This is a genomic window from Geobacillus sp. WSUCF1 (assembly GCF_000422025.1).
GTDB lineage: Bacteria > Bacillota > Bacilli > Bacillales > Anoxybacillaceae > Geobacillus > Geobacillus zalihae.
This window is the reverse complement of the sequence record NZ_ATCO01000126.1, coordinates 1-21,170: the sequence shown is the minus strand read 5'-3', so window position 1 is coordinate 21,170 and position 21,170 is coordinate 1. Positions and strand designations below refer to the sequence as shown.

Sequence of the window (21,170 nt, the reverse complement as noted above, 5' to 3'; positions counted from 1 at the left end):
TGCGCGAAATAGGATGAAACCGCCTGAGCTTGACGAAGGAGAAAAGGCGCCGCTTGTCGTCGAAATTCACGGCGGGCCGCATGCGATGTATGGATTTACGTTTTTCCATGAATTGCAGCTGCTCGCTTCATCCGGTTATGCCGTGCTGTTTACGAACCCGCGCGGCAGCCACGGATACGGCCAGTCGTTTGTCAATGCGGTGCGCGGCGACTATGGCGGCATGGATTATGAAGACATTATGGCTGGCGTCGACGCCGCCATCAGCAAGTTCGACTTTATTGACAAAGAACGGCTTGGCGTCACCGGCGGCAGCTACGGCGGATTTATGACGAACTGGATCGTTGGGCATACCGACCGATTCAAAGCGGCTGTCACTCAACGTTCGATTTCCAACTGGCTCAGCTTCTCCGGCGTGAGCGACATCGGCTACTTTTTCACGAAATGGGAAGTCGGCTGCGACGTTTGGGAAGACGCTGAGCGGCTTTGGCATCATTCGCCGCTCAAATACGTCAAACACATGCGCACACCGCTGTTAATTTTGCATAGCGAACGCGATTACCGCTGCCCAATCGAGCAGGCCGAACAGCTGTTTGTCGCCTTAAAGCAGCTCGGGCGGGAAACAAAGCTCGTCCGCTTTCCGGACGCCAACCACGATTTGTCGCGCACCGGCAACCCTGCTCTTCGGCTTGAGCGTCTTCGCCATATCGTCGACTGGTTTGACCGCTATTTGAAAGGAGCATCGCATTAATCCGAAAGGAGAACCACCATGCACGCACTCGTCATCGGTGGGACAGGCATGTTAACCGACGTGTCGCTTTGGCTCGTGCGAGAAGGGTACCATGTATCCATCGTCGCCCGGAACAGGGAACGGATGGAACGGCTCATCGCCCGCGCCGCACATCTGGAGGCCATTACCCCGCTTTTGGTCGATTATCGCGATCATGATGTACTATGTTCCTTGATTCACCAAACAATCAATGAAAACAGAGCCTTCGACCTTGTTGTCGCATGGGTGCACAGCGACGGGAAACAGGCGTTTCCGGCCATCATCCGGGAAAATAGCAGACATCCCGGTCCTTGGCGTCTGTTCCACGTGCTCGGCAGCCGGGCCCATCCGGCCGAGGCAAAGCGGGAACTCCGTTTGTCTTCCGCTTGCCTGTACCGGCAAATTCAGCTTGGCTTCGTGATCGAAGAGCACAGCACGCGTTGGCTCACCCATCAAGAAATCAGCAGCGGCGTCATTGACGCCATTCGGCGTGATGCGCCGTTTCATCTTGTCGGCACACTAGCATCAGAGAAGAAGCGGCCGCATTAATGGGAAGCGTCCTCTCGTTTGTACCGAGAGGGCGCTTTGTCCGCCTTTGGCGCGGATGGTTTCACGATGGAAGCAGTTCGACATAATCGCCCGTTTTCAAGCCGGCCGCGTTCGCTTCATCGGTGTCAATGTGCATATCTAATGCAAAATCTTCGCTGACGCGGACGATCACTTCGTCAAAAATGAGCGCCCGCTCCCCTTGCGTTTTCACTTTCACAACTTGTTTATCGCGGACGCCAAACGTCTCGGCATCTTTCGGCGTCATATGAATGTGGCGCTTGGCAATGATCACCCCTTTGTCGACGGTCACCGTCCCCTTCGGTCCGTGAATCGTAATGCCCGGCGTTCCGTCAATATCGCCGGATAAGCGGACCGGGGGCGCGACGCCGAGCTTGAAGCTGTCGGTTTTCGAAATTTCAAGCTGGGTGAGCGAACGGACCGGTCCGAGGACGCGGACGTTTTCAATTTTCCCTTTCGGCCCTTCGACCGTCACCGTTTCCTTGGCGGCGAACTGGCCAGGCTGCGACAACGGCTTGAGCACCGTCAGCTCGGCGCCTTCGCCAAACAGCGCCGCCATGTGTTCTTTTGATAAATGAATGTGGCGATTCGATACCCCTACTGGAACCATCAATGGTGATCTCTCCTTTTTTGCTGGCTATGGTATGTTCTTTATATAACGTATCCATTTCCGGCAAAATTAAAGAGGCCGACCTCGCGTCAGCCCCTTGTTTTTGCCCCATATCCTAATTTTTTCAGCAGCGCAATCGCCTGCTCTTTTTCTGCCGCCGTCAGCGCCGAAACCGTTTCGTGAATTTTTTCCGCATGCTCGGGAAATACGCGTTCAATAAACCGCCGCCCCTCTTCTGTAATGGACGCGTACGTGACGCGCCGGTCCTTTTCGCAGGCGCGGCGGACGATCAATCCTTTGTTTTCCAGTTTGTCAATGACGTAGGTGATGCTCCCGCTCGCCAGCAAAATTTTTTCGCCAATTTGCTGGAGCGGCTGATCCCCTTTATGGTATAACAATTCTAACACGGCAAATTCGGTCGGATTGACCCCGAATGAGTGGATTGATTTGTTCACTTGGTCGCTTACGGCGCGGTAAGCCCGCGACAATACGATAAACAACTTTAGCGATTGCTCGAGTTCTTGCTCTTTTTGTTCCATGCCATCCAACCCTTTGCATTTAACCATTTCTTACTTGCATTATACTTGAACAGCAAACAGGCAGGCAACCGTTTTTGCCAGGCGCTGGTCCATTTTTCTCGCCAGCGGCCGTTCCTTTCGCTATGATAATTTTGTTATAGGGCAGCGCTTGGGCGATTGTCACATTTGTGGAAACGGCGCATATGAAAAAATAAAGGCTGATGAAGGGGGAATTGGATGAACGGGGTATTGACCGGCAGTGTGCTGTCCGCCTTATCGACCGGACTTGGCGCTGTGCCGATTTTGTTTATGGCCAAATCGCTCACCCACCGCTGGCGCGATGTGCTCCTCGCGTTTTCAGCCGGCATTATGATGGCGGCCTCGATGACAAGTCTTATTCCCGAGGCCCTGCGGTCCGGCGGTTTTGAGGCGCTCGCCATCGGATTGGCGGCGGGGGTGCTCGTGTTAACGTTGCTTGAGATGACCGTCCCCCATATCGACTTGGAGCATACGAAAAGCGGCTTGCAATTCGACGAAAAGGCGATGCTCATCATCGCCGCCATTGCGATGCACAATCTCCCCGAAGGCTGTCAGTCGGGGTGAGCTACGCCTCAGACGGCGCTTCGCAAATCGGCAATTTGATCGCATTGGCCATCGGCTTGCAAAACGCGCCGGAAGGATTTTTGGTCGCCTTGTTTTTAGTCAATCAGCAGATTGGCCGCTTTAAAGCGTTTGTCATTGCCACGTTAACCGGCGCGGTCGAAATTGTGACGTCTTTGCTCGGCTTTTATTTAACCTCTCTCTTCCGCGGCCTCGTTCCATACGGGTTGGCGTTTGCCGCCGGGGCGATGCTGTTTATCATTTACAAAGAACTCATTCCCGAAAGTCATGGCGACGGCAACGAACGGATCTCGACGTACGCGTTTATTATCGGCATTTTGTTTATGATTTTGTTAACCGAATCGTTTTAACGATCCCCCCTTCCGTCATCGAGACAGGCGCTCCTCTCCATACAGAACGAAACACCCCGCTGCCTTGCCTGGCAGCGGGGTGTTCTCATTATTGGACGGCCTCTTCTTTTTCTTCATACGGATGGGCGACCCAGCCGGACGGGTCGATGAACAGACGGACGGCTACGACTTGGCGGTCGTCCATGAGCGTAAAGTAGTGCGGATTCCCTTCCGGCACGGAAATGACGTCGCCGGCTTCAAGCTCGACGTCAAAATAGCCGGTCTCTTTGTCGCCTTTGATGATGAAAATGCCATGGCCGGCCGTAATGGCGCGCACTTCATCTTCCGTATGGATGTGCACTTGTTCAAATTTTTTCAGCAGTTCATCCAAGTTCGGCGTCGCATCGGACAGAGCGACGATATCCCATGTTTTGTAGCCGCGGCGCGCCGCCAAATCTTCAATTTCATCTTTGAACGTCGCCAAAATTTCATTTTTCTCTTCATCCGTGAGTACGTATTTGTCACGCAAATGCTCCGGCAGTTTCGTGATGTCCCAATGTTCATACAACACCCCTTGACTGTTCAAAAACGCGCGCACATTGTCTTCTCCTTCAATCACTTGGCCCGTTTTTCTCACTTTGATGACGGCCATGTCAAAATCCCCCTTCTAAAAGATGTATATTAACCAACCGGCAGGCCGGCCCGTTGCAAAAGCAGCCGCTTCACCTGCCAGCTGAACAAAAACTCCCACGCTTCCAAATGTTTTTTCGCTTCAAACGCCGTTCGTCCCCAGACGGTAATGCCGTGGTTGTGGATCAACACGGCGCCGGCGTCGCCATGAACATGGTTCGCAAACTCCCGAGCCAGCGTCGGGATGTCGGCGTCATTGTTAATGATCGGGATGCGCACTGCGGCGTTTTCTTCCCAAATGCCAAACGCCTTGATGATTTCCTGGCCGGAAAAGACTGCTTCCCCGTTTGACGCATACAGTTCAGAAATCAAATTGTTGTCCACGGTATGAACGTGCAAGACGCAACCGGCGTTTGTGCGGTTGTAAATTTCCACATGCAGCAGCGTCTCCGCTGATGGCTTTAAATGTGTTTTCTCCGCTGGTCGGCCGGCAGCGTCAACGAGCAAGAAGTCCTCATCCGTTTGCTTCCGCTTATCCTTGCCGCTCGCTGTCACCAAAAACGTCAACGGGTCGTCCGTCACTTTGATCGACAAATTGCCGCTTGTTGCGAAAAACCAATCGCGGGCGGCGAGCTCGGCTTTCACTTCCGCAAGCTCGTTCCACTTTTTCACGACGATGCTCATACGATCACCTCCATTCGCTGCAACGCATCCATCACGTCAAAAAACGTCGCAAATGGCGCGTGCGGCAGGTCAAGCTCTTGACATTTTTCAAGCAGAAAATCGCGCGCCAGCACATAGTCGGCTTGCCTGGCCACCGCCAAGTCGGTGATCGAATCGCCGATGACGACGTGATACCCGTCGGGGCGGGCGAGCCTGCGCAATAGCGACGGCTTGCAGCAGCCGCAGCCGTTTTGGCACTGGCTGTCGCATGCATGCGGCCATGTGATGCGGATCGTCTCACCGCTGAAGTCAGAGCCGTTGCAAAAAATGCGCTCCGGCTCAATCAGCCCTTCAAGCAGTGGGTAGACGAAAAAGTCGATGCCGCCGCTCACGATATAGAGCGGGATGCTTTGCTCTTTCGTCCACGCGACAAACTCACGGAACCCTTCGCGCAAACGGGCGGTGCTAAGCAAAAAGTCAACAATCTCCTCTTTCAGCGCCGACGGAAGAAGTGAAAACATTTTTCCGACGCCTTCCTGAACGGAGATGCGCTGGGCGAGAATGTCGTCCTTTAACGCCTCCCACTCCGGCGGGGCGAACTGTTTCATAATGGCGATAATGTTGTCGTTTTCCGTAATGGTGCCGTCAAAATCACAAAAGAGAACGAGCTGTTTCGTCATGCTTCCACCTCAATGGCGCCCCAGCGGTCGATCGCCTTTTGCAGCGCCTCGTTGTCTTTCGCCGCTTCACGGAGCGGACGGCCGGCCAGCGCCGCGTCGATGGCAGCGCGAAACGCCTTTCCGCCGCCGATCGCCCCGTCCGGGTGGCCGTGAATGCCGCCGCCGGCGTTGACGATGCTGTCACGGCCGAAATCGCGGACAAGAAGCGGCACCAAGCCCGGATGGATGCCGGCCGAGGGCACTGGAAACGCTCGGGCAAACGGCTCTTGTTCATCGGTCAGCGCTTGGGCGATGCCAAGCGCCTGCCCGCGCTCCAAAGCGACGCTGCCATACGGAGACGGGAACAACACAAAATCGGCGCCGGCAAGACGCAAAAGTTTTCCAAGCAAGAGCGACGGGGCGACGCCGTAAAACTCCGACGGCGTGATGGCGCCGCTGAACGCCGGGTGGGCCATAATCGGGACGGAAATCTCTTCATCTTCCCGCAGCCCTTGCAGGACGTCCAATCCATAGGCGAACACGTTGAACAACAGCACATCAGCACCAAGCTCGGCGGCTCGTCTCGCCTTCTCTTTCAGCTCAAACGTTTTGCCGGTCAAGTTGACGGCGTACAGCGTCCGCTTGCCTGTTTGTTCGTACACCTCTTCGAGCGCCGCTTTGCCTTCTGTAATGCGCTTCGCAAATGGCAGACGATCGCTGTCAAACAAAATTTCGTCATCTTTGACCAAGTCAACGCCGCCAAGCGCTTGCTTTTTCAACTCTGATGTCAAATACGCCAAATCGCGGCCGACGATGCCTTTGAAAATGCTCATCAACAGCGGGCGGTCGTACACTCCGACCTTTTCGCGAATGCCGGCGATGCCAAAGCGCGGTCCCGGGAACTTCCGTTTCCACTCCTCTGGAAGTTCCAAATCAAGCAGCCGCACTTCCCCGTCCAGCGACAGCTTGCCGAACGTCGTCACCAACAATGCTGGCAAATCGGCGCTGAAGTTCACCGTCGGATAGGCGATTTTGACGATCGCCCGCTTCAGCCGCTTGCCGAAGTACGCATTCGTCCGGTCGCTTTCCTCAAGCTCCTCGACCGCAACGACTTCCCCTTTATGCTTGCGGAGCTGGTCTTGCTCCAGCTGCGGCAAGTCGGTCCATGTGCCGACCGTCAAGCCGAGCGCGATCCCTTCGGCCTTTTTGCGAATGTCTTTCTCGTCATGAAGCAAATACGTCGCAATGACTGCACTCATCGTCCATCCCTCTTTCAATATATGGCGAAATAAAAAAGCCCCTTCCTAAGAAGAGGCGTCATTCAGTCATGGCGCTCTTCTTATCTCTCAGCGTTTCCGCTGCAAGAATTAGCACCGTGCTTAGCGTGCGCCAAGCCGGTTGCCGGGCTTCATTGGGCTCGTCCCTCCGCCTGCTCTTGATAAGAAAGCCTGCTCGTTTATGCACTTGTCAAACGATTGGCAAATTTACTTTGAATTATGACAGCCTTTGCCGCCGTTGTCAATCATTTTTTTCAAAACAGTTGCCCCGTCACCAGACAGTAGTTCATTGCCGCTCTATTTTTCAAAACAATCCGAGCCGCCCGATCCGCTCCGCCGCTTCGCGAAGCCGCGCTTCATCGGTCAACAAACCGACGCGCACATACCCTTCGCCGTGCTCGCCGAACCCAATGCCTGGGGCAACGGCGACGTGCGCCCGCTCAAGCAGCATGTCGGCAAACTCAGCGGATGATATGCCTTTTGGCAGCGGAAGCCAGGCGAAAAACGACCCGGATGGCGCCTGCACCTCCCAGCCGGCCTCGCAGAGCGCAGCGATGAACGCATTGCGGCGCGCCTCATACAATGCGACCAGCTCCGTGACACAATCTTGCGGACCAAGGAGCGCCGCGGCGGCCGCTTCCTGGATGGCGCCGAACAAGCTGACATACAAATGATCCTGCAAAAGCTCAAGCGCCCGAATGATCCGCTCGTTGCCGACGGCAAACGCCACACGCCAGCCGGCCATATTGTATGTTTTCGAAAACGTATAAATTTCGACGCCGACGTCTTTCGCCCCATCGACTTCCAGGAAGCTGACCGGTTTCCGGCCGTCAAAGCCGATCGCCCCATAAGCGAAATCGTGCACGACGGCAATGCCGTGCTTGGCGGCAAACGCCACCGTCTCCGCGAAAAATTCCTTTGTCGCCGTTGCGCCGGTCGGATTGTTCGGATAGTTTAAAAACATGAGCTTCGCTCGGTCGGCCACTGCCGCCGGAATGGCTTCATAGTCCGGCAAAAAACCGTTTTCCGCAACAAGCGGCATCATTTCCATCCGCGCGCGGGCAAGCGCGATCCCCGACCAATAGTCCGGATAGCCCGGGTCCGGGGCCAGCACCACATCGCCCGGGTTGACGAGGCAAAGCGGCAGCTCGACAAGCCCGGCCTTGCCGCCGAACAAAATGGCGACTTCGCGGTCTGGATCGATGTTCACCCCGTATTCACGCGCGTAAAACGCGGCGATGGCTTCTTTCAAAAAGAAGTAGCCTTGAAACGGCGAATATTTATGGTATTTCGGATTAGCCGCCGCCCGCTGCATCGCCTCAACGATATGCTTTGGCGTCGGCTGATCCGGGTTGCCTTGCCCTAAATTGATCACGTCGCATCCGGCCTTGATTTTCTCCCCGACTTTTGCGACAAGCGAGGCGAAAAATTGCTTTGGCAGCTGCTCAAGCAACTCGGAAAAAGGAATTTCCATCGTCATCGCCCACACCTTCTTAAAAAATTCTTGAAATTCTAGTGCAACATCATATATCCTAAAAAGCAAAATGTAAAGCAAAATTTTTTCGAGGTGAAAACTCATGACGATCCGCATCGCCTGCCTCCAGCTTGATATTGCGTTTGGCGACCCGAACGAAAACGAACGGCGCGCGGAAAGCGCCATTGAATCGGCCGTCAAGGACGGCGCGAATATCATCGTGCTGCCGGAATTATGGACGACCGGCTACGATTTGACGCGCCTAGATGAGATTGCCGACGAAGGCGCCGAACGGGCCAAAGCGTTCGCCTCCCGCCTAGCGCAAGCACACAGCATCCATCTCGTCGCCGGCTCGGTCGCTAAAAAAAACAACAACCGGCGTGACGAACACGATGATCGTGGCCGACCGGAACGGTCAAATCGTCGGCGAATATAGCAAACTCCATCTGTTCCAATTGATGGATGAACATTTGTATTTGCAGCCGGGAAGCAGCTTAGGCTTGTTTTCGCTCGACGGGCTTTCATGCGCCGGGGTCATTTGCTATGACATCCGCTTTCCGGAGTGGATTCGCGCCCATGCTTTGGCTGGGGCGGAAGTGCTGTTTGTCGTCGCCGAATGGCCGCTTCCCCGCCTGCACCATTGGCGGACGCTCTTGATGGCGCGGGCGATTGAAAACCAATGCTACGTCGTCGCCTGCAACCGGGCTGGCCGCGACCCGAACAACGTCTTTGCCGGCCATTCGCTCGTCATCGACCCATGGGGCGAAGTGATCGCCGAGGCGGACGAGAAGCCGGGCATTCTCTCGGCCGACATCGATCCCGCGCTCGTTGCGGACGTCCGTGCGCGCATCCCGGTGTTTGCCGACCGCCGGCCGCACGACTATGAAACGGCAAAAAATTTTTTCAAAACGTATTGACAATCGATTGGCCGACCATGTATCATTCGAATCAAACAACCAAACGATTGAGAACATCGTGAAAATTCCCGAAACTGAATACAAGAAATCGGTACTCTTATCAAGAGTTGGCTGAGGGAATTGGCCCAATGAAGCCCAGCAACCGACCGTAATGCTATCGTGAGATAGGGCGCACGCCAAGGGCGGCGCCGGAAGCGTCATGCTTCCGCAGGGCACGGTGCTAAGTCCAACAGAAAGACCGATGTCTTTCTGAAAGATAAGAGGCGCGAAGAACGAATGAATCTTCAAGCCTCTTTCCGTATGCGAAAGAGGCTTTTTCATTTGTCGGAAACGCCGAGTTTTAGCGCGCGTCAGAACCGGCATTTGAAAACGAGCGAAATGAAAAAAGGGGGAACAAGGCAATGACCACTGTTCAAACATCGGTTTACGAACCGCTGACCGAACCGAAGGCGGTATCTCTCGCTGTCCGCCTCGGCTTATTCCGCGACGGGGCGCCTCTTTTGTGCCGCGAGATCGGCGACGGCAACTTGAACTTAGTGTTTCATATCGTCGACCAAGAAACAAAGCAAGGCGTAATCATCAAACAAGCGTTGCCGTACGCCAAAGTGGTCGGCGAAAGCTGGCCGCTTACGTTAAAGCGCGCCGTCATCGAAAGCAACGCGCTGCGCACGTTTGCGAGCTATGTGCCGCAATACGTGCCGAAAGTCTACTATTCTGACGAATCGCTCGCCATTACGGTGATGGAAGACTTATCCCGTTTGCAAATCGCCCGCAAAGTTGATCGAAGGAAAAACGTATCCGCTTTTGTCCCAGCATATCGGCGAGTTTGTCGCCAAGACGGCGTTTTATACGTCTGATTTCGGCATGAACCAGCAAGAGAAAAAGAAATTGGCGCAAAGCTTCGTCAATCCGGAACTGTGCAAAATCACGGAAGACCTCGTCTTCACCGACCCGTTTTTTGACCACGAAACGAACAACTTTGAAGACGAATTGCGCCCAGACGTTGAAGCGCTTTGGCGCGATGACCGCTTGCACCTAGAAGCAGCAAAGCTGAAGCGCAAGTTTTTAACCGAAGCCGATGTGCTCTTGCATGGCGATTTGCATACCGGCAGCATTTTCGTAAGCGCCGACGAAACGAAAGTGATCGACCCGGAATTCGCCTTTTACGGTCCGATCGGGTTTGACCTTGGCCAATTTTTCGCCAATTTGCTGTTAAATGCGTTGTCCCGCCCTGAATTAGAGCGCCAACCGCTCTTTGACCACATCGACCGGACATGGGACGTCTTTGCGTCCGTGTTCTCAACCCTTTGGCGCACCGAGAGCGTGGAAACGTACGCCGCGACGCCGGGCTTGCTCGAGGACGTGCTCCGGCACGCGTTCATCGATGCTGTCGGCTTTGCCGGCTGCGAAGTCATCCGCCGGACGATCGGCCTCGCCCATGTGGCGGACCTTGACGGCATCGAGCACAAAGATGAACGGCTTGTTGCCAAACGGCATGCGCTCCGCCTCGGCCGCCGCTTGATCATTGAGCGGGCTGAGCTGACAGGAACGGATGGCTTCCGCCGGCTGCTCGCCGAAACCAAGCAGTAATGCCATTCGATCCGGCCCGCCGGCGACGGGCCGGACAAACGAACAACGCCAAAAGAAAGGAAGACAGCAATGAGCACATTTGCCATCCCGCGCTCAGTCGAATGGCGCGAGACGCATGTGACGATTTTAAACCAACAAAAACTTCCAACAGTCACGGAATATATCGACTTGCACACCATTGAAGACGTATATGACGCGATCGCCACGCTGAAAGTGCGCGGCGCGCCGGCGATCGGCATCACTGCCGCCTATGGCTTGGCGCTCGCCGCTTCGAGCTATGACACCGAGTCGGTCGATGAATTCCGCCGTCGCTTGAAACGAGATCGTGACTACCTAGCCAGTGCCCGGCCGACTGCCGTCAACTTGTTTTGGGCGCTCGATCGGCTCGTCACCGCTGCGGCCGACGCCCTTTCCGTCAACGAGGCCAAAACGACGCTCGTCCACGAAGCGATTCGCATTCAAGTGGAAGATGAGGATGTGTGCCGCCGCATCGGCGAATACGCGTTGTCGCTCTTTCGTCCGGGCGATCGGGTGATGACGATCTGCAACGCCGGCTCGATCGCCACCGCCCGCTACGGAACGGCGCTCGCCCCGTTTTATTTGGCGAAAGAAAAAGGAATTGAACTATCCGTTTACGCTCTCGAGACGCGGCCGGTGTTGCAAGGGGCGCGCCTGACCGCTTGGGAACTGATACAAGCGGGCGTTGATGTGACGCTCATCACCGACAACATGGCAGCGCAAGCGATCAAGGCGAAAGGCATTGGCGCCATCATCGTCGGCGCCGACCGGATCGCGCAAAACGGCGATACGGCGAACAAAATCGGCACGTTCGGCCTGGCCTTGCTCGCGAAGTCGTTTGACATTCCGTTTTACGTCGCTGCGCCGTTGTCCACGATCGATTTGACGACGAAAACAGGTGCGGACATCCCGATCGAAGAGCGCCATCCGGATGAAGTGACCCACATCGCCGGCGTACGCATCGCCCCGGAAGGCGTCAACGTATACAATCCGGCGTTTGACGTAACGCCAAACGAACTCATTACCGCGATCATTACCGAAAAAGGCATCATTCGCGGCAATTACAACGCAACGCTGCCATCATTATTCACAAAGGAGGAGCAACATGAAACGATTTAAGGCCTTATCTTCCCTTTTTCTTCTTTTCTTTGCCGTGTTCTCCATCTTGACTGGCTGCACACACGAGCAAGATGCCGTGAGCTCCAAGCCAGCCAACGGAGCCAAGACCACGAACAACAAAACGGAAACGACATCCAGCCACTCGACGGCAACAAGCGACGAGCAAGCGGCCATTCCTGAAAAGTTGAAAAAGCCGGTGAAAATCGCCGCCATTATGCAACTGTCCATCGGCACGTTCTCATCGCAATACATCGCCGGCGTCAAAGAACAAGTGCAAAAATTCGGCGGCGAGGTGCAAATTTACAACGCCGACAACGATTTAACCAAAATGGCATCGTACGTTGAGACGGCCATTACGCAAAATGTTGACGCCATTTTGCTTGACCACGGCCGCGCCGATGCGCTCGAAGGCCCGGTGAAAAAAGCCGTCGCCAAAGGCATTCCAGTTGTGGCATTTGACAACGATTTGAACATTCCCGGCGTCACCGTCATCGACCAAGACGACTACAGCCTCGCCTGGAAAACATTAAAAACGCTCGCAGAAGACTTAAACGGGGAAGGCAACATCGTCACGATTTGGGTCGGCGGCTTTACCCCGATGGAACGCCGCCATATCATTTATGACGCGTTCAAAAAACGCTATCCGAACATTAAAGAAATTGCCAAGTTTGGCACGGCGAGCGCCAACACAGCTTTGGACACACAAACGCAAATGGAAGCGATTTTGAAAAAATACCCGAACAAAGGCGACATTGACGCTGTCTTCGCAACTTGGGACGAGTTCGCCAAAGGGGCGACGCGCGCCATCGAGCAAGCCGGGCGCACGGAAATTAAAGTGTATGGCATCGATTTGAGCGATGAAGACTTGCAAATGATCCAAAAACCAAACAGCCCATGGGTGGCGACAACGGCGACGGACCCAGCCGAAGTCGGCCGCGTCCAAGTGCGGTTCGCGTATCAAAAAATCGCCGGAGAAAAAACGCCGAACATTTACTCGCTTGAGCCGCATTTAGTGAAACGGTCCGATCTTCCGGACAAACAAGTGTCGATGAATGAGCTTTCGCAATACATTCCGGGCTGGGGGCAATCCAATGTCGCCATCTCGCCGTGGATGAAAACGTTGGAAGCCAGGTGAACAAAAAATGAACGGGTTGTCAATGCGGGGCATGGAAAAATCGTTTGGCGCCGTGCGCGTGCTTGACGGCGTGGACTTCGACGTTCGTCCTGGCGAAGTCCACGCCCTTTTGGGCATGAACGGCGCCGGCAAAAGCACGCTCATGAACATTTTGGCCGGCGCCATTCCTCCCGACGCCGGCACGATCACGATCGATGGCGTCAACTGCACCTTTTCGTCGCCGCTTGACGCGAAACGAGCCGGCATCGGCTTCGTCGTCCAAGAGGTCGACACGGCGCTTTTCCCAGGATTGCCCGTTTACGAAAACTTGGCGGCTGATGAGCTCGCTGATGTGAAGAAACAGCCGATCCGCTCGCTGCGCCGGGAAAAAGAACGGGCCGCTGCTCTGCTTCGCCGCGTCGGCCTTGCCATTTCGCCGGCAAAGCTCGTGCGCGACTGCTCGCTCCATGAAAAACAGCTGATCGTGCTCGCCAAAGTGTTGTCATCGAATGCGCGCTACATCATTTTGGACGAACCGACCGCCGCCTTGAGCGAAGCCGAAACGAAGCGGCTGTTTGCCATCATCACGGAACTGAAACAGCAAGGCGTCGGCTTTATTTACATCTCTCATAAACTGAAAGAAGTGCAGGAAATCGCCGACCGGCTGACGATTTTGCGCGACGGCCGCGTCGTCTACCATGGTTCCGCCCTCGGTTTGCCGCTTGAAGACATCGTCCTTCATATGACCGGAACAAGGCGAGCCGCCGCCATGAAACAAACGCGCGCGCATGGAAGCGACATCGCCTTTGCCGTCCGTGGGATCACGATCGAAAAAACCGGCACGACGGTCGATCTTTACGCCCATCGCGGCGAAATCGTCGGCATCGCCGGCTTGGTTGGCGCCGGCAAAACGGAGCTCGCTGAAAGCCTCATCGCCCACCGGAAGACGTCTGGCGAATGGCAACTTGACGGCCGGCGCTATACATTTTCATCGCCGCATGAAGCGATTGCCGCCGGCCTTTGTCTTATTCCGGAAGAACGGCGCAAACAAGGGCTGTTCTTGCCCGAGTCAGTGAAAACGAACTTGACCGTCCGCCTTCTTTCCCGCCTGTCGCGCTGGCAATGGATCAGCCGGGCGAAAGAAGCGGCTGAAGCCGACGGGCTCGTCCGCTCGCTAGGTGTTCATCCGCCGTCAAGCACCACCGTCGTTCGCCACTTGAGCGGCGGCAACCAGCAGAAAGTCGTCATCGGCAAATGGCTGAACACAAACGCGCGTGTTTTTCTATTCGACGAGCCCACGAAAGGAATCGATGTCCACGCCAAACAAGAGGTGTTTTCCATCATCCGTGCTCTCGCCGATGAAGGAAAAACAGTACTATATTTTTCGAGTGAATTTCACGAGCTTCTTGAGGTGTGCGACACCATCTACATCATGGCTGACGGCCGGCTACTCACCCGCCTGCCGGCCGCTGAACTGACGTATGAACAGCTTGTTTACTATTGCAGCGGAGGTGAGATCCATGAGCCAGCCAGCCGTTTCCGCGCCGCCGTCGAAAAAAGCGGCGCCGTTCATTCTTGAATTTTTGTATAAACATGGCACACTGCTTGCCATTTTGGCTGTAATCGCCTATTTTGGCCTGACACAAGACCGGTTTTTCACCTATGAAAACTTCAGCGACATTTTGCGTTCCATTTCCATCGTCACCTTGGTGGCCATTGGCATTACATTTTCGCTCATCGTCGACGGCTTCGATTTGTCGGTCGGTTCGACAGTGAGCTTGGCGACGATTGCCAGTGCGGCGGCGCTTGTCTTGCATCGCCAAGAAATTTTCGTCACCTTGCTCGTGCCGCTGTTGCTCGGCGTCGCCGTCGGGCTGCTTAATTCGTTGTTGATCGTCAAATTCAAACTGCCCGATTTGCTCGCAACATTGGCGACGATGTACGCCATTAACGGCGTGCAGCTCACCTATACGAAAGGGTTTTCGATCTACAACGACATGCCGCTGCCCGATGGCGGCACGGCGCCGGGCAAATTCATTCCTTCCTTTTTATTTATCGGCCAGGGAGAGCTGTTCGGCGTACCGTTTTCTGTCTTGCTTATGCTGTTTGTCGTCATTGCCGCTCATCTGTTTTTAACGTACACGAAACCCGGCCGCCTCTTTTATTTGACCGGGGAAAACCGCGAGGCGGCAAGGCTCTCAGGCATCCCGGTCAACCGCTATCGGACATATGCATACGTCATCAGCGGGTTTTTTGCGGCCTTAGGCGGCATCGTCCTTGCCTCGCGCATCGGCACCGGGCAAGTGTCGGCCGGCGCCTCTCTTTTAATGGACAGCGTCGCCGCCGCCTACATCGGCTTTTCCGTCTTTGGCGCCGGCAAGCCGAACGTCATCGGCACATTGTTCGGCTCGATTTTAATGGGCGTGTTGCTGAACGGCTTGACGATGATGAACGTTCCGTATTACGCCCAAGACATTATAAAAGGCGCCATTTTAGTCGGCGCCCTCGCCTTGTCGCATTGGCAAAAAAAATAACGCCCGATCTCTGCCCCCGTGGATGGCAATCCTCGGGGGCAGACGCGTTTTTCATATAGATGCAACGAAGAAGTTTACCATATCCTTGACGGAAAAGCGGTTTGTCCATTTTCGACTGTCGAAGGCAAGCAACAGGCTTGCCCCGTCACGCCTTGGCGTGACGGAAGACCGAACAACCACCTGCTTCACAGACCCATATATGGGTCTTTAAGCGGCGTTGTTCGGTCGCCCGACAGTCGATCAAATACTTGATAAAAGCTATAAATGGTAAAGCTTCAAATTGCATCTATATAGACAAGCCATCAGCTTCTTTTTCCGCCTGCTTCATTGCAGCATCCGCATACAACGCCTTCCAAACTCTTTGCCTGTTCCACGAACGCAAGAGCGTCATCTACGTAAGCGGCGCTCAAGCTCCAACAGCTTCGCCTTCACATCGGTGCGGCTTCCGGCATAGCCAATGAGAGCGCCGTTTTTGCCGACAACACGGTGGCACGGAACGAGAATCGACAGTTCATTCGCCCGGTTTGCCTGGCCGACGGCGCGCACCGCTTTCGGGCGGCCGATTTGCGCGGCGATGTCAGCGTATGTCGCCGTCTCGCCGTATGGGATGCGGCAAAGCGCCGCCCACACCTCTTCTTGGAAGGCTGTTCCCTTCCACTTCAGCGGCAAGTCAAATACTTGGCGTCGACCGTGGAAATACTCATCCAGCTGCCTAAGCGCGCGTTCAAGAAGCGGCGACCAGCTTTTGACAACCGAATGTTCGCCGGCGAACGCGCGCCATTCTTCTGGAAACAGCTCGACTTTGACAATCGCGTCGCCGTCGGAGGCGACGTAAATGTCGCCGAGCAGCTCTGAGCGGTATACTGCATATTCAATCGTCATCGTCGTCCTCTCTTTCCATTCGTTCGATCGGCAACGTGATATGGAACGTCGTGCCGACGCCGACTTCGCTTTCCACTTCAATTTTCCCTTGGTGCTCTTCTATGATTTTATAGCTGACCATCAAGCCGAGGCCGGTGCCGCGTTCTTTCGTCGTATAAAACGCTCGCCAAGCTTTTTGATTTTATCTTTTGGAATGCCGCATCCTTGGTCGGTGATGGAGATGCGCACATAGCACCCGGCGCGGGTGATGCGCACCGTAATGTCCCCGCCTTTTGGCATCACTTCGATGGCGTTTTTCAAAATATTGATGAACACTTGCTTCAACTGATTCGGCTCGCAATACACCGGCGGCAGCCCGCGCTCGAAGTCGGCGATGATTTGCACGTTGTGCATCATCGCTTGGGCGCTGATCAAATCGATCGTGTCTTGCATAATTTTGCAGATATCATTTTGTTTGTACTGCACCGCCTGGGGCTTCGCCAGGACCAGAAACTCGGTGATGATCGACTCAATCCGTTTCAATTCCGACATAATGACATTAAAATACATCGAATAGTCGCCGTCAATGCTTCCTTGCAACAGCTGAATGAAACCCTTTAGCGCCGTCATCGGATTGCGGATTTCATGGGCGATGCCGGCGGCCAATTCCCCGACGACGTTGAGCGTATCCGACTTGCGCAGCTGCAGCTCCATCTCCTTGCGCTCGGTCACATCGCGCAGCATCATCATCCCGACGCGGGAATCACTTCCTTTTTCAGTGAAAACTCAATAATTCTCCCTTTTCCCTCGTCGAAAAATTCGACCTCGCCGCTCGCTTCGCCGGTGCGTTGGCATTGTTGAAGCAGCTTATTGAGCTGGCGGCGCGCCCGCTCCGGAACGAGCTCGACCACCATTCGGCCAAGCAGCGCCTCCTTTTCGACGGAAAAAATGCCGCAGACAACCGGATTGGCGTCGATGATCCGATGCTTGGCATCCCAAAGCAAAATACCATCCATCGCATGATCGAAAATGCTCCGGAACTTTTGCTCGCTTTCGCGCAGCTCGCGCTCGATTTTCCGCCGCTCGCTCACATTGCGGAAAATCGTCAAGTGGTACCCGTCGATCGCTCCTTTTTTCATGGTGAACTCGAGCTGCTTATCCTCACCGTTCGGCATATGAAACGTCAGCTCGTCACGGATTTCCCCTTTGCGCCGGAACTCGCTGAAAATGCGTTTCACCTTTTCGTCCCCATAGTCGACAAAATCAAACAAATTGCGGCGCACAAGCAAATTCAAGGGCAGCTCAAACGTCCGGCTCGCCGCCGGATTGGCGTTCAATATGTAGCCAAAATCGTCCCAAATGAGGATCGCCTCATGCGCTTGTTCGAAAATAGCCCGGAACCGTTCTTCGCTTTTTTGCAACTTGATTTCCATATTTTTTCTTTCTGTCACATCGCGCATAATGGCCATGTAAAACCCGCTATAGACGTTGGAAGTCGCCGTCAGCTCAAACATTTTCACCGTTCCGTCCGGGCGGACAAGCGACAACTCGCCTTTGGCCGTTCCCTTTTCTTTCACTTCCGCGAGCAGCCGAGCGAACTCATTGGCGCATTCGCGGGCGACGAACTGCTGAAACGACAAATTGAGCAGTTTTCCTTTTTCCAAGTTCAAGCTCATCGAAAACGCCGGATTGACATCGATAAACCGCCCAAATTCATCGAAAATGACGATGCCGTCAACGGCGCGGTTGAATACGTCGCGAAACAAAAACTCATGAATGATGCGTTCGCGCTCAAGCGCCTTATGGGCTGAGATGTCGCGCATCATGACAAGGTCAAATTCGTCGAACACATCCTTTTTCATCGAAAATTCCACATGCTTCACTTTGCCGTCCGGCAGTTTGATGAGCAGTTCATCGCTGAACGAACCGAACTTTTGCAACATCGAGCGCTGAAACAGCAAAATATCGGGCGGCACAAGTTCGAGGAACGAAGAAAACGAATGGCCGATCAACGAAAACTTATCCATCTCAAACAGCTTGCACGCCGCTTCGTTCACATCGACAAATTCACCGTTTTTATTTAAAATCACGATCGCATCGAGCGACCGCTCAAAAATGATCGAATAACTGTTCAACCGCTCTTTTAACCGCCGATTTTCCTCTTCAAGCGACCGCACATCCGTCGATGCATTTTGTTCTTCCCGAGGAGAAAGGCTTTGGGCCATATCCATCTCTCCTTGTCTATTCAAACCATTCAACGAAATATATATTCGATGTGGAAAAATTTACTCCTCCCTTGATTTACGAAGATTTTTTAAAATTCTTTTCCACAATGTTCGACAAGTTTTTCTGCTTTTTCATTTGGCTAAACTGCATGATAGTCAACTCTCCCCCCCTCGCTTAAAGCCAAATGAAAGCTTCCAATTGCATCTATAAATTATAGACAAAGGAGTTTTGCTGCTATATTATAGACAAAGGGGTTTTGTTGCGATGAACATCGTCTGTGCGACATTGAATGCCAAATACATTCATATGAATTTAGCCATCCGCTATTTAAAAGCATACGCTCAGCCCGAATTTGACGTCAAGCTTGTTGAGTATACGATCAAAGACCCGGTGCTGAACATTGTGACTGATTTGTACCAACGCCGTCCGGATGTCATCGGCTTCAGCTGCTACATTTGGAACATTGAAGAAACGATCAAAGTCGTCAAGCTGTTGAAAAAAGCAGCGCCGAATATTGTCATCGTCGCCGGCGGACCGGAAGTGTCGTACGATGTGCGTGAATGGATGGAGCGGGTGCCGGAATTGGATTTTATCGTCATCGGTGAAGGGGAAGAAACGTTTAAACAGCTGCTCTTTGCCTTAGAAGGCCGCAAAGAAGTGGCAGATGTCGCAGGGCTGGCGTTTCGCGATGGAGACCGCATCGTCATGAATCCACAACGGAACAAGCTCCGCCTTGCTGATATGCCGTCGCCGTTTCGCTTTCCGGAAGACATCCCACATCTTCCGAACCGGATCATCTATGTGGAGACAAGCCGCGGCTGCCCGTTCAGTTGCCAATTTTGCCTGTCCTCGATTGAAGTAGGTGTCCGCTATTTTGACCGTGAAAAAATCAAGGATGATTTACGCTATTTAATGAAGCACGGAGCGCGGACGATCAAGTTCGTCGACCGGACGTTCAACATCAGCCGCAGCTATGCAATGGACATGTTTCGCTTTTTAATTGACGAACATGTACCGGGCACGGTATTTCAGTTTGAAATTACCGCCGACATTATGCGCCCGGAGGTCATCGAGTTTTTAAACAAGGAGGCGCCGCCCGGGCTGTTCCGCTTTGAAATCGGCGTCCAGTCGACAAACGACGAAGTGAACCGTCTCATTATGCGCAAGCAAAACTTCGCAAAACTTTCGCGAACGGTGACGATGATTAAAGAAGGCGGGAAAATCGCCCAGCATTTGGATTTGATCGCCGGTCTGCCCGAAGAAGACTACAACTCGTTCCGAAAGACGTTTAACGACGTGTTCGCCCTTCGCCCGGAAGAACTGCAGCTTGGCTTTTTGAAACTGCTGCGCGGCACTGGGTTGCGCCTGCGCGCCGAGGAGTACGGCTATGTGTATATGGACCATGCGCCATACGAAGTGCTCGCCAACAACGTCTTGTCGTTTGATGACGTCATCCGCATCAAGCAAGTGGAAGACGTGCTCGAAAAGTATTGGAACGCCCATCGAATGGACGAAACGATCGAGTACTTGGTGACCGATGTGTTCCCATCGCCGTTTGACTTTTTCCAGCAGTTTGGCACGTATTGGGATGAGCGCGGCTGGGCGCGCATTGGCCATCAGCTTGAGGATTTATTCCGCCGCCTGCATGAGTTTTTACGTACGTGTGCGCCAGATGCCCTGCCTGTCGCCGAATCGCTCATGAAATACGACTACTTGCGCAACCAAAAATACAAACCGCGCAAGCCGTGGTGGGAAGAAAAAACGGAGAAAACGACGCGCACGACCGTCTACCGCGCGCTGCTTGAGCGCCCCGAGGTGCTTGGGGAGGACTTTGCCGCCCTCGGGCTCGGGGAAAAGGAATTGTTTAAACATACGGTCGTTGAAATCGTGCCGGTCGATGTCGGCCGCTATATCGCCGCGAAGCAGCTCTCGTTTGCGCCAACGGCCATCGTCGCCTATTTCGACCCGTCGGGCACAGGAGCTACGGTCTTTTCTGCACCGCTTTCCACCCTGTTTGCGTCATCCGCATCGGCTTGAACGCCCAAGCGAAAAAAGAGCGCTGTTTCCAGCGCTCTTCTTTGTCCACCCACCAATCCAATCCCATCAAAACGGCGGCCTCACCGCGGCGGCTCTTTTTGTTTTGTCTCCTTCTCCTTTGCTTGCTTTTGCTCCTCGATCAGCCAAAACGGCTGATCACGAGCGAAATCGCCCCATTCAAACGCCATTTCTTCATTCGTTCGAGCGGGCCGCTCCTTATGCTCTTTACCCATCGCCGCCTCCTTGTCTCCCTTTTTTCGAATTGCGGTTCGCGCCGCGGATCATGTCCTCCTCGCCGGCATATTGTGCCGCAAATTCGGTATCCGGCAAACTTTCCGTTGGCGTTTTATTGTTGTTTTTCGCTGCGTCAAATTTCACTTTTCGCTTCATCATCGTTTCGTCTCCTCCTCATCAACCGTTTTCCGCTCATAAGCGACAAGCACAATTTCTTCTCCTGTTTCTTCACGCAGCCGCTGTTCGAGTTGCTGGAGCTGGCGAAGCGTCCCGTCATGAAGACGAGCGACTGGAAATGCGACGTTGGCCACACCCATCCTCCTTTCGCATTTTTTCTTATCATGCCTCGTTCAGGTGCGTTTTATCATAGTTCCGAAAGAAGACTCCCACTTCAAGCAAAGCGAAG

Annotated in this window: 18 protein-coding genes, 4 pseudogenes and 2 riboswitches; of the genes and pseudogenes, 10 read left to right on the top strand and 12 right to left on the bottom strand. The window is 54.1% G+C overall.

Annotated features, from left to right (window positions below; all coding sequences use genetic code 11):
• On the top strand, nt 1-748 hold a 748-nt coding region (locus I656_RS0116230), incomplete at its 5' end, for a S9 family peptidase (RefSeq protein WP_033006197.1).
• An 18-nt stretch (nt 749-766) separates the two neighbouring features.
• Nucleotides 767-1,315, top strand: coding sequence for a short-chain dehydrogenase (locus I656_RS04360; RefSeq protein WP_014195275.1), 549 nt, complete (start codon nt 767-769; stop codon nt 1,313-1,315).
• Nucleotides 1,316-1,376: 61 nt separating this feature from the next.
• On the opposite strand, the gene I656_RS04365 is transcribed toward I656_RS04360, so the two are convergent.
• Entirely contained in the window at nt 1,377-1,943 is a 567-nt protein-coding gene (locus tag I656_RS04365; protein ID WP_033006192.1) for a phosphate propanoyltransferase, read from the bottom strand.
• An 89-nt stretch (nt 1,944-2,032) separates the two neighbouring features.
• On the bottom strand, nt 2,033-2,482 hold the full coding sequence (locus I656_RS04370; RefSeq protein WP_014195273.1) for a MarR family winged helix-turn-helix transcriptional regulator: 450 nt from the start codon (nt 2,480-2,482) through the stop codon (nt 2,033-2,035).
• 216 nt (nt 2,483-2,698) lie between these two features.
• On the opposite strand from I656_RS04370, the pseudogene I656_RS0116225 reads away from it, so the two are divergent.
• Nucleotides 2,699-3,432, top strand: a pseudogene (locus tag I656_RS0116225) (ZIP family metal transporter).
• Nucleotides 3,433-3,520: 88 nt separating this feature from the next.
• Here I656_RS0116225 and I656_RS04375 read toward each other — a convergent pair.
• The 5 genes from I656_RS04375 to I656_RS04395 form a co-directional block, all read right to left on the bottom strand.
• Entirely contained in the window at nt 3,521-4,063 is a 543-nt protein-coding gene (locus I656_RS04375; RefSeq protein WP_015374253.1) for an acireductone dioxygenase, read from the bottom strand.
• 29 nt (nt 4,064-4,092) lie between these two features.
• Entirely contained in the window at nt 4,093-4,725 is a 633-nt protein-coding gene (locus tag I656_RS04380; protein WP_015374252.1) for a methylthioribulose 1-phosphate dehydratase, read from the bottom strand.
• Nucleotides 4,722-5,384: a 2-hydroxy-3-keto-5-methylthiopentenyl-1-phosphate phosphatase gene (gene mtnX / locus I656_RS04385; RefSeq protein ID WP_020755950.1), complete on the bottom strand. Its 663-nt coding sequence runs from the start codon at nt 5,382-5,384 to the stop codon at nt 4,722-4,724. Before mtnX ends, I656_RS04380 begins: the two co-directional genes overlap by 4 nt.
• Entirely contained in the window at nt 5,381-6,622 is a 1,242-nt protein-coding gene (gene mtnW / locus I656_RS04390) for a 2,3-diketo-5-methylthiopentyl-1-phosphate enolase (protein WP_033006186.1), read from the bottom strand. Before mtnW ends, mtnX begins: the two co-directional genes overlap by 4 nt.
• Nucleotides 6,623-6,699: 77 nt before the next feature.
• A riboswitch (SAM riboswitch) is annotated at nt 6,700-6,808 on the bottom strand.
• Between the two features lie 136 nt (nt 6,809-6,944).
• Entirely contained in the window at nt 6,945-8,120 is a 1,176-nt protein-coding gene (locus I656_RS04395) for a pyridoxal phosphate-dependent aminotransferase (protein ID WP_033006194.1), read from the bottom strand.
• Nucleotides 8,121-8,217: 97 nt separating this feature from the next.
• Between I656_RS04395 and I656_RS0116220 the strand changes: the two are divergent.
• The 6 genes and pseudogenes from I656_RS0116220 to I656_RS04415 all read left to right on the top strand — a co-directional run bounded on the left by I656_RS0116220 (nt 8,218) and on the right by I656_RS04415 (nt 15,406).
• Nucleotides 8,218-9,031: pseudogene (locus I656_RS0116220) on the top strand (carbon-nitrogen family hydrolase).
• A 94-nt stretch (nt 9,032-9,125) separates the two neighbouring features.
• Nucleotides 9,126-9,294: riboswitch (SAM riboswitch) on the top strand.
• 138 nt (nt 9,295-9,432) lie between these two features.
• A pseudogene (mtnK, locus tag I656_RS0116215) lies at nt 9,433-10,621 on the top strand (S-methyl-5-thioribose kinase).
• Nucleotides 10,622-10,690: 69 nt separating this feature from the next.
• Entirely contained in the window at nt 10,691-11,758 is a 1,068-nt protein-coding gene (gene mtnA / locus I656_RS04400) for an S-methyl-5-thioribose-1-phosphate isomerase (RefSeq protein WP_020755941.1), read from the top strand.
• On the top strand, nt 11,745-12,893 hold the full coding sequence (locus tag I656_RS04405; RefSeq protein ID WP_020755940.1) for a sugar ABC transporter substrate-binding protein: 1,149 nt from the start codon (nt 11,745-11,747) through the stop codon (nt 12,891-12,893). Before mtnA ends, I656_RS04405 begins: the two co-directional genes overlap by 14 nt.
• Before the next feature lie 7 nt (nt 12,894-12,900).
• Complete coding sequence (locus I656_RS04410) at nt 12,901-14,451, top strand: sugar ABC transporter ATP-binding protein (RefSeq protein WP_020755939.1); 1,551 nt, start codon at nt 12,901-12,903, stop codon at nt 14,449-14,451.
• Nucleotides 14,393-15,406, top strand: coding sequence for an ABC transporter permease (locus I656_RS04415; RefSeq protein ID WP_033006184.1), 1,014 nt, complete (start codon nt 14,393-14,395; stop codon nt 15,404-15,406). The genes I656_RS04410 and I656_RS04415 overlap by 59 nt, the downstream gene beginning before the upstream one ends.
• A 387-nt stretch (nt 15,407-15,793) precedes the next feature.
• On the opposite strand, the gene I656_RS04420 is transcribed toward I656_RS04415, so the two are convergent.
• Together I656_RS04420 and I656_RS0116210 are read right to left on the bottom strand one after the other, a co-directional pair.
• On the bottom strand, nt 15,794-16,288 hold the full coding sequence (locus tag I656_RS04420) for a methylated-DNA--[protein]-cysteine S-methyltransferase (protein WP_015374243.1): 495 nt from the start codon (nt 16,286-16,288) through the stop codon (nt 15,794-15,796).
• A pseudogene (locus I656_RS0116210) lies at nt 16,278-18,492 on the bottom strand (PAS domain S-box protein). The gene I656_RS04420 and the pseudogene I656_RS0116210 overlap by 11 nt, the downstream one beginning before the upstream one ends.
• A gap of 265 nt (nt 18,493-18,757) precedes the next feature.
• On the opposite strand from I656_RS0116210, the gene I656_RS04425 reads away from it, so the two are divergent.
• On the top strand, nt 18,758-20,530 hold the full coding sequence (locus tag I656_RS04425) for a B12-binding domain-containing radical SAM protein (protein WP_033006183.1): 1,773 nt from the start codon (nt 18,758-18,760) through the stop codon (nt 20,528-20,530).
• An 80-nt stretch (nt 20,531-20,610) separates the two neighbouring features.
• Here I656_RS04425 and I656_RS18750 read toward each other — a convergent pair whose 3' ends face one another.
• The 3 genes from I656_RS18750 to I656_RS18740 are packed head-to-tail and all read right to left on the bottom strand — an operon-like array spanning nt 20,611 to nt 21,075.
• The gene (locus I656_RS18750; protein ID WP_013145978.1) at nt 20,611-20,763 is read right to left on the bottom strand and encodes a hypothetical protein; all 153 of its coding nucleotides are present in this window, start codon (nt 20,761-20,763) and stop codon (nt 20,611-20,613) included.
• Complete coding sequence (locus tag I656_RS18745; protein WP_011230441.1) at nt 20,756-20,923, bottom strand: hypothetical protein; 168 nt, start codon at nt 20,921-20,923, stop codon at nt 20,756-20,758. The genes I656_RS18750 and I656_RS18745 overlap by 8 nt, the downstream gene beginning before the upstream one ends.
• Nucleotides 20,920-21,075 carry a hypothetical protein gene (locus tag I656_RS18740; protein WP_013523245.1) on the bottom strand — a complete coding sequence of 52 codons (156 nt, stop codon included), beginning with the start codon at nt 21,073-21,075 and terminating at the stop codon, nt 20,920-20,922. The genes I656_RS18745 and I656_RS18740 overlap by 4 nt, the downstream gene beginning before the upstream one ends.
• Nucleotides 21,076-21,170 lie beyond the last annotated feature (95 nt).

What these genes read in the sequence shown, in the direction of transcription:
- I656_RS04360 (WP_014195275.1), top strand. Translation starts at nt 767, where the DNA reads ATGCACGCACTCGTCATCGGTGGGACAGGCATGTTAACCGACGTGTCG.
- I656_RS04365 (WP_033006192.1), bottom strand. Translation starts at nt 1,943, where the DNA reads ATGGTTCCAGTAGGGGTATCGAATCGCCACATTCATTTATCAAAAGAA.
- I656_RS04370 (WP_014195273.1), bottom strand. Translation starts at nt 2,482, where the DNA reads ATGGAACAAAAAGAGCAAGAACTCGAGCAATCGCTAAAGTTGTTTATC.
- I656_RS04375 (WP_015374253.1), bottom strand. Translation starts at nt 4,063, where the DNA reads ATGGCCGTCATCAAAGTGAGAAAAACGGGCCAAGTGATTGAAGGAGAA.
- I656_RS04380 (WP_015374252.1), bottom strand. Translation starts at nt 4,725, where the DNA reads ATGAGCATCGTCGTGAAAAAGTGGAACGAGCTTGCGGAAGTGAAAGCC.
- mtnX (WP_020755950.1), bottom strand. Translation starts at nt 5,384, where the DNA reads ATGACGAAACAGCTCGTTCTCTTTTGTGATTTTGACGGCACCATTACG.
- mtnW (WP_033006186.1), bottom strand. Translation starts at nt 6,622, where the DNA reads ATGAGTGCAGTCATTGCGACGTATTTGCTTCATGACGAGAAAGACATT.
- I656_RS04395 (WP_033006194.1), bottom strand. Translation starts at nt 8,120, where the DNA reads ATGACGATGGAAATTCCTTTTTCCGAGTTGCTTGAGCAGCTGCCAAAG.
- mtnA (WP_020755941.1), top strand. Translation starts at nt 10,691, where the DNA reads ATGAGCACATTTGCCATCCCGCGCTCAGTCGAATGGCGCGAGACGCAT.
- I656_RS04405 (WP_020755940.1), top strand. Translation starts at nt 11,745, where the DNA reads ATGAAACGATTTAAGGCCTTATCTTCCCTTTTTCTTCTTTTCTTTGCC.
- I656_RS04410 (WP_020755939.1), top strand. Translation starts at nt 12,901, where the DNA reads ATGAACGGGTTGTCAATGCGGGGCATGGAAAAATCGTTTGGCGCCGTG.
- I656_RS04415 (WP_033006184.1), top strand. Translation starts at nt 14,393, where the DNA reads ATGAGCCAGCCAGCCGTTTCCGCGCCGCCGTCGAAAAAAGCGGCGCCG.
- I656_RS04420 (WP_015374243.1), bottom strand. Translation starts at nt 16,288, where the DNA reads ATGACGATTGAATATGCAGTATACCGCTCAGAGCTGCTCGGCGACATT.
- I656_RS04425 (WP_033006183.1), top strand. Translation starts at nt 18,758, where the DNA reads ATGAACATCGTCTGTGCGACATTGAATGCCAAATACATTCATATGAAT.
- I656_RS18750 (WP_013145978.1), bottom strand. Translation starts at nt 20,763, where the DNA reads ATGGGTAAAGAGCATAAGGAGCGGCCCGCTCGAACGAATGAAGAAATG.
- I656_RS18745 (WP_011230441.1), bottom strand. Translation starts at nt 20,923, where the DNA reads ATGATGAAGCGAAAAGTGAAATTTGACGCAGCGAAAAACAACAATAAA.